Source organism: Ohtaekwangia kribbensis (assembly GCF_042676245.1).
GTDB lineage: Bacteria > Bacteroidota > Bacteroidia > Cytophagales > Cyclobacteriaceae > Ohtaekwangia > Ohtaekwangia kribbensis.
Window position 1 is genome coordinate 251680 of the sequence record NZ_JBHTKA010000008.1, and the last position, 12817, is coordinate 264496.

The following is a 12817-nucleotide window of genomic DNA, read 5'->3' on the forward strand; positions in this document are numbered from 1 at the left end:
TATGGTAATTAAGGAACAAAAGAAACCGGGCTGCTTTTGTCAAAGCATAGGGGGTTGGTAAGCGAGGATCGCTACACATCATTACGATCATGTTTCGATAAACGATTTGGGCTCCGTTTGCAAATCTATTCAGGACAGAAAAGTCCAAAGCAGATCAAATGGTTACTATAAAAGTATATTACTTTTGCGCATGTCCAAAGTTTAATTGATATATAAATACCAATCACTATGATCGTAACCCTTGTGCATGTGTTTGTAAAGCCACAGTTTGTTGATGCTTTCATTGAAGCTACACGAATAAACCACGAAAATTCAGTAAAGGAACCCGGCAATCTTCGTTTTGATATCCTGCAGGATGATCAGAACCCGGCTAAATTTATTCTGTATGAAGCATACGCTCATGCCGAAGCTGTAGCAGCACACAAGGAAACACAACATTATTTTACCTGGCGCGATACCGTTGCTCCATGGATGGAGAAACCACGTGAAGGTGTAAAACACAAACTTTTATTTCCCGCATCGAAATAAAAAGCACTATGATTTCTGCATTTACTTTTGCTGCAACGCCTCAATTATATTTTGGCTCAGAAAAAATTTCAACGCTCCCTTCAGTAGTAAAGACATTCGGCTCAAGAATACTACTCGTTACCGGAGCGCGTTCATTTATTTCTTCTGCAGCAGGCAGCAAACTTTTAGAGCAGCTACATGCGGCCGGTTATACCGTTGAGCAATGCATCATTGACCAGGAACCTACACCGGCCATGGTTGACGCTGCAGTTTACCGTGCGACACACACACCACCTCATGTTATTGTGGCGATTGGCGGTGGCAGTGTACTGGATGCAGGCAAAGCGATTGCTGCTATGTTGCCATTACACGAATCGGTAAAAGATTACCTGGAAGGTGTAGGCACAAAGTCGCATCCCGGAATAAAAATTCCATTTGTAGCGATCCCAACAACGGCCGGCACTGGCAGTGAAGCCACAAAGAATGCCGTGCTCTCAGAGATTGGAGAGACCGGATACAAGAAATCGCTTCGTCATAATAATTTTGTTCCGAATATAGCGATCATCGATCCTAAACTTACACTGGGCTGCCCTCCAGCTATAACGGCTGCAAGCGGTATGGATGCTTTTACACAATTGTTAGAGTCGTATCTTTCTACAGCTGCCAATCCCATCACAGACGCGTTGGCTTATAAAGGACTAAAGTATATTTCCATTTCGTTAGTACCGGCTTACAAAGATGGTTCTAACCTGCCTGCGCGTACAGCCATGGCGTTGGCGTCCTATCTTTCCGGAATTACCCTGGCGAATGCCGGTCTTGGTCTGGTTCACGGATTCGCTTCGGCTATTGGAGGATACTTCAACATCTCACACGGAGTAATCTGCAGTACCCTGATGGCTTCTGCGAATAAAATTACCGTACGAAAATTGCGCACTGAGAAAAGTAACGATGCAGCTCTGGCCAAGTATGCTGCCATCGGAAAATTATTCTCTACCACTGACAATAAATCTGACGACTACTATATCGATGCGCTGCTCACGCACATCGAACGTTTAACACAGGAGCTTAAGATTCCCGGTCTGAAAACGGGTGGCGTTTCTTCGTCTGACTTTAATAAAATCATCAAAGCATCAGACAACAAAAACAACCCGGCTATACTTAACAAAGAGGAGATGGAAGAAGTGTTGGCGATCACCGGTTGATTGTCACCTATAGCTCACAATAAATTATTTTCATGGCAGAGTCGCCCTTCTTATAATTCGGGCCGGGCTCGGTGAAGTATTCATCCATGAATTTCAAGTCTTCAATCTTGGAGACATTGAATAGCGGTTCTCGTTCACTACCTCCTGAAAGTTGATGTACCCGCAACAACTCCGTGTCTTTCATACCAACGCCATAGCATTGGGGTTCTACATAGCGCACTTTGCCATTATAGGTAAACTGAATACGTTGCTTTGACTTAATGGCCTGTACAATGGAAGCATTCATCCATACAATATAGGTATATATCGCCAGCACGATACAATAACGTCATAGTCTAAAACGAAAAAGCCCTTCTTTTAATTGTAAAAAGAAGGGCCTCAACGCTATGGCTACTATTGCGTATTAGTTGCGCTCCCAGAAAGCAGGAGGCTCGATGCCGAGCGAGCGGAGGTATACATAACCTTGTCCGCGATGGTGTATTTCGTTATCAATAAAATAGAGAATAGTCCAGTATATCTGGCCTTCATACATACCAAAGGCCATGTCATTCTCCTGGAAGCGATGTGCCGGTATTTTTGGCCACAGCTCATTGATCTTTTCTGTGGTTTCATCCCACAGGCGAAGTATATCTGCTTTTGTAGCAGGAGCCTTTCTCGCAAAAAGCTTATTTACATCTTCCCCTTTTAGCCAGTCTCCGGTAATAGCCCCCTTCAATCCTTCTTCAGGCATGGCCAGCATTTCCATAATAAGATCAGCGAAAGGTCTCATACCGCCAATCGAGTAGGTGAAAAACTTGTCTTCGGGGTAAACTTCAATCGCTCTGCGTGTTAGTCTGCGATGTCCTTGCCAATGTTCCAACAATTGTTCAGCAGTAATAACAGGGTTTACTTTTGCTTGAGGTTCAGCTACATTGTTCATATTCTTTGGGATTTAATGTTTATGATGGTTGCGTTTAGTGATACAAAGAAATATGTGCACAGTGACAGCCTTATGTCAGGTGGTTTTAGAGACTGAAAAAAATTCTAAAAAATTTAACGCTGTCAGGATCAACACTCATTCCAACCAACACCTGATAACATGGTTCTAAAAGCCGTGCTAACAACAGAATGCCATTATTTCTAAATTAGCAGCGTAAATACCCTCATAAACCAAACTTTTTTAACAACCCACGGGCAATGAACTTCACATCAGGGGCGGCTCAGTATTTCAAGGACATCAGATTCTGGATTATACTTTTCTTTATCGTACGATTATATGGTATAACATTTCCCCCGCTGGAAGTTGGTCATAACTGGCGCCAGACCGATGGCTTAATGATAGCCCGGAATTTTTATGAACGCGATCCGAATATTTTTTACCCTGCGGTAGATTTAGGCGGAGAAAAAACAGGCATTGTAGGATGTGAATTCCCGCTTCTGAACTACTCCGTTTACCTGGTATCGCTTGTATTTGGATACGAGCACTGGTACGGAAGAATTATCGTGCTCATTTTCTCGTCCATTGGCGTGTTCTTCTTCCACCGGCTCATTCGAAAATACTTCGGGGAATCTGCTGCATTTAACGCAGCCATTCTTTTAATGGTATCGTTCTGGTTTTCGTACTCACGCAAAAATATACCCGATGTATTTGCCATATCGATCTGCTTTATAGCACTGCACTTTGCCTTCGAATATTTTGAAAAAGGAAAATGGCGAAACCTCCTTCTTTACTTTGTACTGGGACTGCTGGGATGCCTCGCCAAAATTTCGGCAGCTACTATATTAACCGTTCTACTTATACCCGTGCTAAACAAGGAGAATCTGCTCTCCAGGAAAGTAGCATTGATCTCGTTCTCCATTATAATACTGATCGCTATATATGCATGGTATTTTGTATGGGTACCGTACCTGAACGAGACCTATGGTTTGGCAGGACATTTCTTTATGGGTACATCGTTCGTGGATGGTTGGAAGCAAGTAGTGGCACATATAGACGTTATATCAAAACGTTTCTATGATACCCCTATGAAATATACCGGGTTCGCTGCTTTCGCAGCAGGGCTCTTCCTGGTAATTCGCAAAAAACACTGGATTGTTCTGGCAACCTTTCTTTTACCTTTTATAGGATATTTACTCATCATTATTAAAACAGGAAGCAGTATTATTGGAGACACCTATTACGTGATAACCGTAGTACCGTGTATGGCTTTTATAGCAGGGTATGGCCTTTCGTTGATTGAGAATAAAAAAATTGTTACCGCTGTACTGATTATCGTTTCCATAGAAGGTATAGCTGCCAGAATGTATGATTTCAGAATACGCCAACCCTACAAAGCGCTGGCCGACCTGGAGGTAATTATGGATGGAGTTTCCAACCGTAACGACCTGATTGCTGTAAACGGTCCGTTCGACAATCCTACCGGAATGTACTTTGCCCACAGGCGCGGATGGTCGCTAACAAATGAATTTCTGGCAGACACCAACAACCTGGCTGAGATCAAGAATAAGGGTTGCAAATATATAGTGATCGTGCGCAAGCTTTACGGTGACATGAACCTTGCACTCCCTAAAGTGCATGAATCAGAATATTTTAAAATTTATGCGTTAACCGATCGTTGATAGTATAGATCGGGTAGCATTAACTCTACCTTCAAATGCAGGCTAAGGCAAATAAAAAAATTTCCATTGTAATACCGGTATACAATGAGGCTTCCAATATACAGGCTCTTTTTATAGAGCTCACATCGGTATTATCTGGGCTACCGTATGCATACGAATTTATTTTCGTAGATGACGGAAGCCGTGATCAGTCGCTGTCTATTATCAAACAATTGGCAGAGGCAAACAGCCACGTATACTATATTGAACTGTCGCGAAACTTCGGTCACCAATATGCACTCAAGGCCGGGCTCGATCTGTCTAACGGTGATTGTGCCATTTCTATGGATTGCGACCTTCAGCATCCACCGGAAGTCATAAAAAGTTTGGTCGCTAAATGGGAAGAAGGATTTGATGTAGTATATACCCGCAGAATGGAGGACAAAAATCTTCCATGGCTAAAGCGGAAGACATCATCGATGTTTTATACTATTCTAAACAGATTGTCAGACCTGCAGCTTGAAAACGGGACAGCCGATTTTCGGTTGATGAACCGAAATGTTTTAAATGCTTTCTCCCACCTGAATGAAAGTGAGTTTTTTATTCGCGGTCTTATTAAATGGGCAGGATTCCGCCAGGTGGCAATTGACTATTCACCGCGCGAACGCTTCTCCGGTGACAGCAAATATAATTTAAAGAAGATGATTTCATTTGCGTTGCGCGGAATCACTTCCTTTAGCGTAAAGCCATTACAGATGATTGCATCGCTGGGTATGATACTCTTTCTGATCTCACTGATTCTGGTGCCGTATGCTTTGATAAGCTTTCTGATTGGAAGAGTTGTTTCAGGCTGGACTTCGCTCATGATCTCGGTTATTTTCTTCGGCAGCCTGCAATTGCTCATGATGGGAATTATAGGGCTATACATCAGCAAACTGGTAATACAATCGAAGCAGCGGCCGCTATATTTCATTCGTGAAACTAACTATAGCAGCCCAAACATCAATGAACGTGAACGTATAGCCCGATGAAAAAAGTTCTTCTCTCTTTTGATATAGAAGAATTTGACATGCCCCTGGAGTATGGCAAGTCTATATCGTTCCACGATCAGATCAGTGTCTCATCGAAGGGCACAAAAATCATCCTTGATATTTTACAAGAAAACCAGGTTCCGGCAACATTCTTCAGCACGGTGGTGTTTGCCACAAATGCGAAAGATTTGATTCAACGCATTATGCAGGAGGGTCACGAACTTGCCTCACACGGCTATTTTCATTCCGCCTTTGAAAATAAACATCTCGCTGAATCAAAATCGGAACTTGAAAAGTTATCCGGAAAATCGATCAACGGATTTCGCATGGCACGTATGATGCCTGTTGACGATGCTGCGATAGAAAACGCAGGATATATATACAACACTTCACTCAACCCAGTCTATTTGCCGGGGCGGTATAACAACTTCTTCAAACCGCGAACTATCTTTAAAACAGATTCACTTGTTCAACTACCGGCTTCAGCAACACCTATAGTTCGCATACCGTTGTTCTGGCTTTCGTTTCATAACTTCCCATTGTGGATATATAAGGCTGCCTGTGCTCGTACTATCAACCAGGACGGCTATCTGAATATTTATTTTCACCCATGGGAATTTACAGATCTTACACTCCCTGATTATGGCCTGCCTAAATTTGTCTCAAAGAATTCTGCAGAGCAAATGATTAATCGCTTTAAAACCTGGATTCATTGGATGAAGGAGCAGGGATATACCTTCAGCACTATATCGGACTTTATCAATTCCAGAGAGGTATAGCCGGCAATACAAAGAAGCATAACGAGACTGGTTATTCAGGCATCGACCTGTATCATATATCGCTTCCACGCATCCGGCATATAATAAACGTTTACATCGTTCTGTTTTACTTTACCGAAAGCATTTTTCTGAAACCATTGCGCCACTTTGTTATAGAACTTTTCAAAGTATGCAATGTGATATTCCGGAGGTTCCGAAATCTCTTTGCTCCAATATATTTTTCCGTGTTGATACGTTTGCCAGTTGGTTCGCTCCAGCATGATGACGGGCGCGCGTGCGGTATTGCTGACATATACCAATTGATCGCGTGAGGTTTTATTGTAAACTGGCTTCCAGGGAAAATCACGATTCCATACTTTGATAGTATCATAGGGGTCTTGTAAATCTTCGAGGCCTTCTATCCATACAGCTTCTTCTGTTGTAGCAAAACTTTGAAAGAGAGCACAATCAAAGTTATTATGAAGATACTCTACAAAGCGTAAGTCGTCTTTGGGTGTAGTGCATATCTGTATTTGCCGCGACATATTCTATAATGACTTAACTATATTCAGTGCTTACAGCCAACGCAGCAACGGCAATCAAATTGCTATATATGCAAGCCAATGCATCTTTTCTGATACCACTGCGAAGAATAAATCGACATAATAGAAAATTAGTCGAATGACTATATAACTTGGACACTAACGAAAATCCGCTATCCACATAACAGCATCCTCTGCATTATCAAAGAAAGTTGTCGGGATTGTAACATGGCCCATAACATCTACGGCAGATATTTGGGAGAATATATCGGGCGACTGAATAATAGCAACGTGTGTATGTCCCGCGGCAAGTGCACGGGCATGCCAATCTTTGAAAGTCCACTCCTGATCAGCCGGAAGGAGTGCTCCTGCCTTTCTGTTATCAACAACAAGCTTCCCTGTTTTGAATTGCTTCATCGCTTCGATCAACATCTCCAGAGTATCCCGATACTCGTCTGATATTGGCGATGTAGTCCAGGTCACCATTACAAAATGCCCGGTAACATTATAACCAATCCAGGCATGCTCCTTCTCATAAAACAAGGTAACGTCCGTCATTCTCTTAAAATTTAGATATCATAATTACAACTCTGTATATAAATCATTACTCATCCAGGAAATGCGACATCTCTCTCACCGCTATATCCAGCTCATTCGCGCTCTCTGATAATTTTTCGAGGTATCGATCCTTGTCCACAAAACCAATGTTGTCGGCTTCGCGCTTCAGCAGATATACCAGTCCGAGTATACGCGCCAACGGACCTCTTACTTTATGAGCATTATAAAACGCGTACTCCAGCAACTTCTGATTCTGCAACTCGATCTCTTCCTTCTGCGCAACCAACTCTTCAGACTTCAGCAGGTTCTCCTTTTCCTTCTCATACAATTCCTGTATGATTTTGTAAAGCATTTGCTTCTGCGCTTTCAACTGTGTGTTTAAGCGCTCAAGTTCTTTGTTGCGTTGTGCCTCAGTTTCAAGCTGGATGCGGACTTCATCAACATTAACCTTATCTTCAAATTTTCCCGCCATTAATCATTTTCCTTTATAATCCTGAAGCAGGTATTCCGCTGACTCTACATTCATTTGATCCTGTATCATTCGCATCTTCGTTGACATCATCAGACAAGGATCAGGAAAATCTATAATCGCTCACTGACAACATACGTTTTTACCATGGCGACTATTATTACACTTCCTGATATGGGGTATATAAATACTTTCCACTGGTGAAAACTGTTTTAAAAATGCAGAATCATACTCATCTTCCATTTGTCACAGCATGCTGAAGTTGGGGCTACGCAAAATATTGACAGCGTTACGCTTCCATGACGAAACGCTCAATATTGCGACTTCAGTATACGCACCAAAAGAAGTATAGACTCAAAGAACAAGTTTACACGGCCTGCTAAAATTAATTTTACAGTCCTTGCTCAATTGGGTGGTAGTTATTAGAGTAGAGCAAATGTAGAGGTGTGTATAAAGAATTGTTATCAGGTTTATTGCGTAAGATAGTTAACGATAAACACGCAAAGCTATGTCCGTAATTATACGGATATAGTCTGGTGCGTCATATAGTCTGTCATCCAATCAACAATGCCCTGAGCAGATTTGGACCTAAAAATTTCATGTTCTTCTTTGATAATATACTCCGAATAAAAATCCGGATCCTTTACTTGAACGTTAGGTATATATACCGGTATACATTGCAACAGATGATAGTGTGCATCACGCACATCGAAGACAATCACGTGATTAAGATTGTTATTCCAGGCATCGGAACAAATCAACATCACCGGGAAATCAAAAAGCGCTGCACTTCGCAATTCCGGAAACAGGTTGGCGTCAAAAAATTCATACTTCAACAATTTACTTTCGAAGGTTCGGCCGGCAAGTATCTGCTGAACTTCTTTCAACCTGCTTTGCATCACCGTGTAAGGTATATATTCCGGTGAGAATTTATCGATGGAAGTCCACTCCTGTGAGTGCAACGCCAGAAAGTGAAGTGCCGATCGGCCAATCGTCAACTTGTAGTCGAAAGCTTTATAGCCCGGCACAAAGTACCCCGGATAGAAATATTGCAGCGATAACTTTTTACAATATTCAATCTTCGAGTAGATCAAATACTTCCCAAGACTATATTTCTTATAGGCGGGATCGTACACCGACACAATACCTGCAGCACTTATACCGCCTACATCAAAAAAGCCAACTGCGATGAGTTTGTCGTTATCATATACAGCCACTTCAAATGAATTGTAAATGCCGGCGGCAGGCATATCACCGTATAGCAACTGCGTGAGCGATGCCATCGGCTCAAAAGAAATCTGCTCACGATAACGCGTATATAGCGCTTCCTTCTCTTCGGTAACAGAAGCTGGTCTTACTTCCGTGCGGAAGATTGCGTTTTGTTTAAATAACTTATCGCGACTGGAATCATGCTTTAACTCAGCAAGCGATATACGCAACCACAGTGCGCTATAAAACTGATCTTTAAAATGTACGAAGTTGGTTGTAAAGATATTTTGTCGCATCCTGAACCATCCACGTTCCAGGTACGCGTCAAGCTCATGAGGCGCTAACGCTGTCGGGCAATGAACCTGGGCAAACATATCTCTTCCCTTCAAATTCATACTAACAAAAGAAGTTATGGGTCACAGCTTTCTTCTCTGCGAAGGAAATGCAAAATCATCAAAGATGAAAGTGAGAGCTTCATCTCTTCACATAATATCACGGAAGTTCATACGCCTTCGGAAATTCGTTTTTCAAACTGTGTTCTGCGGTGTATTTTAACCATCTTTACCAACATGTTTACCCCTCTATTTAACCACCTGAAAAAGTATATCTCTTTAACTACAGACGAGGAAGAAATCATTAAGTCGTATCTGCAGGTTAGTACAGTGGCAAATAAGGAATACATTTTACAACAAGGGCAGGTTTGCCAGGCAAATTATTTTATCGTTAATGGTTGCATCCGGAAGTATTTCACAACCGAGCAGGGCACAGAACAAATTATTCAATTTGCGATAGACAACTGGTGGATCACAGACTACACCAGCATGGATTTTCAGCAGCCTTCCCTCTATACTATACAGGCGGTTGAAGAATCGGAGATCATCATTCTAAAAAAATCTATTGAAGAGGAGTTATTCCAGAGGGTACCTGTGCTGGAACGCTACTTCAGAATTATTTTACAACGGGCTTTCGCGGCTTCACTGAACCGCATACACTATATATACAGTCTCTCCGGAGAAGAACGGTATCGTCATTTCAACAATGCATTTCCGGATTTCGTACAACGGGTGCCACAATACATGCTCGCTTCCTACCTGGGCTTTACCCCCGAGTTTCTGAGCAAGATCCGCGCACGAAAAGGATAGCGTTCGCGCCTTTCTTGAACAAGATTAAGATTTTTGTTGATCGGGATCCCCTCCTTTGTCCTGTAATTAAAAGCAATTGATTTATGGAAAAGCGAATGAAAATGCACGAAATCGAACCAGAAGGTTACAAAGTGATGCAGGCTTTTGAAAAATACCTGGGCACCACATTACTATCCAAAACACACAAAGAACTTATCAAGATCAGGGCAGCTCAAATAAACGGATGCTCATATTGTGTTGACCTGCACACCAAAGACGCACGCAAGTACGGAGAAAAAGAACAACGTATCTATGCATTAACATGCTGGCGGGAAACTCCTTTCTTCACGGAAGAAGAACAAGCCATTCTTGCACTTACCGAAGAAGTTACATTGATACACAACCGCCTGTCGGATGCTACCTATAACAACGCCATAAAAGTTTTGGGAGAGAAATATACCGCACAAGTATTGATGGCAATTATAGCGATTAACGGCTGGACCCGGATTGGTGTCGCTACAAATATGGCTCCTGCCCTGGACCAATAAAATGCATATCAACAAAAGCGAGATATAGGACCACGCTATATCTCGCTTAATATATTTACCGGAACCAGTTAATTCGAAGCCGTCTTTCTGTCTTTGGTAGCAACCGAAGCCAGCGTGATGCCGTCCGGAATTTCGTTCGAAGTGTAGATAATCTTTACTTTTTCGTTCGCTTTGCCAAGCGCGAGTATATCTTTTACCTGGAAGCCCATACCGGTATCGGTGCCGCTTACATCGGCAAAGCTCCAATCCTTCAGTTTTTTATCGGCATCGCTCTTAATAGAGATCTTGCGCGATGTACCGATCTTGCCACAGTGATTATAGTAAATTCTTAATTCATCTGTAGCCTCTGCGCCCTCCAGCGGAAGTGTAGGGACTGTAGCCGCCTGGCGCATTACATATTGCTGCAGTACAAGTTTGTCGTTCAGATAAACTTTGTAGCTGTCAGTGCCCATATCACCGGAAAACGAAAACAGAATTGCACTAACGGCAATCCACATCAGCAGCCTCAGCGTGCCGGATGTACTGATTATTGATTTCATAGTATTAAAAATTTAAAGTGAAAAGAACTGTTTTACCGTTTACGATGTAAAGGAACATAGTCGGCCGGGATGAAAATAATTTGCTTGATCAGCGGAATGGTTTACTTGATGACCTGCTGATGATACATTGCTTTTGAAATTATAATTTTAATATTGACGCATGCAAACGACATTGTACGATGAGTTGGGGGAAGAAAATTTAAGAACCTTGGTAGATCGTTTTTACGATCTTGTTTTTGAAAACGAACAGATAGCGCATCTTTTTAAAACTGATAAGAACGAAATCAAGGAAAGACAACGCTTGTTCCTGACGCAGTTCTTTGGCGGCCCCGCTTTGTATTCTGAAAAATTCGGACATCCGCGATTACGAGCGCGCCACATGCCACACATTATCACGCAAGACGATGCCGTTGCCTGGCTTTCATGCATGTCGGTTGCGCTTAAAGATTTGCCCATTGATGAAGCACTCAAAGATGAATTATTCAAGCGTTTTGTCCCCACTGCGATGTTTATGGTAAACCAGGACGAAAACTGAACTGCTCACCATTTTTTCTGAAAAACTCACCCTATTTTTGTTCCCGGGTGTTGAGACCTTCAACAACCATCGTGTTTTAGAAATCGTTGAACAAAAAAACATCACTATGTATCAAACCAGAAGTGAAGAGATCTTTGACAAGTACCTGCAGGTGATTGATGAGCATTTGCAAGATATACTTGACGGAAAAGCGGATGAGATGTTTGAACTGCACGAAATAGCCGGGCGGCTATTTATACACCCCACGCACCTGAGTAATGTAATAAAGAATCTTACCGGCAAACATCCTTGTTACTTCTACGAACGCAAAATTCTGGAAGCAGCAAAAGGTTTACTGGACAACAAACAAAACTCTATTGCTGATGTTGCCCGTATCCTTACCTACGATCCTTCCAATTTTACAAAGTGGTTCAAGTCGTATGCAGGTATAAAACCTTCGCAGTACAGAAAGCAGCCCCCACAGAAATATACCAACACCTCCAACCGGGTTGCTGCATAGCTATAGATAAAAGAATGTGTGCACAGGTAAATGATCGCCAATAAATCTCCCATAGTGCACGATAGACAATTTACCTTGTTCATCGATTATAAATTCACCGGGAATGGTGGCCGTATGTCTTGCTGGGTTGATAGCTTTATGAGCTTTTTGTTAGTAATAAAATATGATCCGCAGAAGCATCAGCTCGTACTATATATAGTGCTGATCTTCATTGGTATGTTTTAATACCAATACCATTTTCTCAATCACCCGTTATTGAATTGTTTTCTTGCCTGTTCAAGACATTTATACTTTTGATTATCGAAGGCGTGTGTATTGCGATAACTCATTTCTTCAATTAACTTCTCGCGTGAGGCACCACGTAAAAAAGTCTTTGTCGGAAAAGTTACACAGTGGCGGGATATGCGACTGAATATTCTTTTAATGGCACTTCGCTACAAACGATCGAAAATCTGAGCAGAAAAATGAATCTGCAGGAAGCCATAGCCCTGGAAATAAAAATCGAACTCGACCTGTAGTCATCGCTGCTCTGATGACTTCCATTGGTTTAATGCCTGCCGCTATATCAACTGGTATTGGATCGGAAAGTCAGAAGCCGCTGGCCATTGTTATCATCGGGGGACTGATTACTGCTACCGTACTTATCCTTCTGCTCTTTCCGATCTTTTATGAACTCTTTAACAGGTCGGCAAACAACCGTACGAACCATGCTTTGTAAACAA

Annotated in this window: 16 protein-coding genes and 1 pseudogene; 10 read left to right on the forward strand and 7 right to left on the reverse strand. The window is 42.2% G+C overall.

The features are described 5' to 3' along the window. Positions 1-228 precede the first annotated feature (228 nt). Positions 229-528 (forward strand): antibiotic biosynthesis monooxygenase, encoded by a 300-nt coding sequence (locus ACFQ21_RS21895; RefSeq protein WP_377582671.1) that lies wholly within the window; start codon positions 229-231, stop codon positions 526-528. 8 nt (positions 529-536) lie between these two features. Next, on the forward strand, positions 537-1709 hold the full coding sequence (locus ACFQ21_RS21900; protein ID WP_377582673.1) for an iron-containing alcohol dehydrogenase: 1173 nt from the start codon (positions 537-539) through the stop codon (positions 1707-1709). 7 nt (positions 1710-1716) lie between these two features. On the opposite strand, the gene ACFQ21_RS21905 is transcribed toward ACFQ21_RS21900, so the two are convergent. Both ACFQ21_RS21905 and ACFQ21_RS21910 read right to left on the reverse strand, forming a co-directional pair. Further along, positions 1717-2025 carry a hypothetical protein gene (locus tag ACFQ21_RS21905; RefSeq protein WP_377582675.1) on the reverse strand — a complete coding sequence of 103 codons (309 nt, stop codon included), beginning with the start codon at positions 2023-2025 and terminating at the stop codon, positions 1717-1719. An 87-nt stretch (positions 2026-2112) separates the two neighbouring features. Then, on the reverse strand, positions 2113-2628 hold the full coding sequence (locus ACFQ21_RS21910) for a DinB family protein (protein WP_377582677.1): 516 nt from the start codon (positions 2626-2628) through the stop codon (positions 2113-2115). 257 nt (positions 2629-2885) lie between these two features. Between ACFQ21_RS21910 and ACFQ21_RS21915 the strand changes: the two genes are divergently transcribed. The 3 genes from ACFQ21_RS21915 to ACFQ21_RS21925 are packed head-to-tail and all read left to right on the forward strand — an operon-like array spanning position 2886 to position 6096. Beyond that, positions 2886-4307, forward strand: a complete 1422-nt coding sequence (locus tag ACFQ21_RS21915) for an ArnT family glycosyltransferase (protein WP_377582679.1) — start codon at positions 2886-2888, stop codon at positions 4305-4307. 35 nt (positions 4308-4342) lie between these two features. Further along, positions 4343-5317: a glycosyltransferase family 2 protein gene (locus ACFQ21_RS21920; protein WP_377582681.1), complete on the forward strand. Its 975-nt coding sequence runs from the start codon at positions 4343-4345 to the stop codon at positions 5315-5317. After that, entirely contained in the window at positions 5314-6096 is a 783-nt protein-coding gene (locus ACFQ21_RS21925) for a polysaccharide deacetylase family protein (RefSeq protein WP_377582683.1), read from the forward strand. The genes ACFQ21_RS21920 and ACFQ21_RS21925 overlap by 4 nt, the downstream gene beginning before the upstream one ends. A 35-nt stretch (positions 6097-6131) precedes the next feature. On the opposite strand, the gene ACFQ21_RS21930 is transcribed toward ACFQ21_RS21925, so the two are convergent. The 4 genes from ACFQ21_RS21930 to ACFQ21_RS21945 form a co-directional block, all read right to left on the reverse strand. Further along, the gene (locus tag ACFQ21_RS21930) at positions 6132-6620 is read right to left on the reverse strand and encodes a hypothetical protein (protein ID WP_377582685.1); all 489 of its coding nucleotides are present in this window, start codon (positions 6618-6620) and stop codon (positions 6132-6134) included. Between the two features lie 156 nt (positions 6621-6776). After that, the gene (locus tag ACFQ21_RS21935) at positions 6777-7175 is read right to left on the reverse strand and encodes a hypothetical protein (RefSeq protein WP_377582687.1); all 399 of its coding nucleotides are present in this window, start codon (positions 7173-7175) and stop codon (positions 6777-6779) included. A gap of 46 nt (positions 7176-7221) precedes the next feature. Next, on the reverse strand, positions 7222-7647 hold the full coding sequence (locus tag ACFQ21_RS21940) for a hypothetical protein (protein WP_377582689.1): 426 nt from the start codon (positions 7645-7647) through the stop codon (positions 7222-7224). 515 nt (positions 7648-8162) lie between these two features. Then, on the reverse strand, positions 8163-9077 hold the full coding sequence (locus ACFQ21_RS21945) for a GNAT family N-acetyltransferase (RefSeq protein WP_377584044.1): 915 nt from the start codon (positions 9075-9077) through the stop codon (positions 8163-8165). A 345-nt stretch (positions 9078-9422) separates the two neighbouring features. Here ACFQ21_RS21945 and ACFQ21_RS21950 point away from each other — a divergent pair, with 345 nt between their 5' ends. Next, the gene (locus ACFQ21_RS21950) at positions 9423-9995 is read left to right on the forward strand and encodes a Crp/Fnr family transcriptional regulator (RefSeq protein WP_377582691.1); all 573 of its coding nucleotides are present in this window, start codon (positions 9423-9425) and stop codon (positions 9993-9995) included. 83 nt (positions 9996-10078) lie between these two features. Beyond that, the gene (locus ACFQ21_RS21955) at positions 10079-10522 is read left to right on the forward strand and encodes a carboxymuconolactone decarboxylase family protein (protein ID WP_377582693.1); all 444 of its coding nucleotides are present in this window, start codon (positions 10079-10081) and stop codon (positions 10520-10522) included. 68 nt (positions 10523-10590) lie between these two features. On the opposite strand, the gene ACFQ21_RS21960 is transcribed toward ACFQ21_RS21955, so the two are convergent. Then, positions 10591-11061 (reverse strand): hypothetical protein, encoded by a 471-nt coding sequence (locus ACFQ21_RS21960; RefSeq protein WP_377582695.1) that lies wholly within the window; start codon positions 11059-11061, stop codon positions 10591-10593. 160 nt (positions 11062-11221) lie between these two features. Here ACFQ21_RS21960 and ACFQ21_RS21965 point away from each other — a divergent pair, with 160 nt between their 5' ends. From ACFQ21_RS21965 to ACFQ21_RS21975, 3 genes and pseudogenes are all read left to right on the forward strand, one after another. Continuing rightward, complete coding sequence (locus tag ACFQ21_RS21965; RefSeq protein ID WP_377582697.1) at positions 11222-11596, forward strand: globin domain-containing protein; 375 nt, start codon at positions 11222-11224, stop codon at positions 11594-11596. A 106-nt stretch (positions 11597-11702) separates the two neighbouring features. Beyond that, positions 11703-12095 (forward strand): helix-turn-helix domain-containing protein, encoded by a 393-nt coding sequence (locus ACFQ21_RS21970; protein ID WP_377582699.1) that lies wholly within the window; start codon positions 11703-11705, stop codon positions 12093-12095. A 422-nt stretch (positions 12096-12517) separates the two neighbouring features. Then, positions 12518-12813: pseudogene (locus ACFQ21_RS21975) on the forward strand (efflux RND transporter permease subunit); the annotation flags it as partial. Positions 12814-12817: the final 4 nt, after the last annotated feature.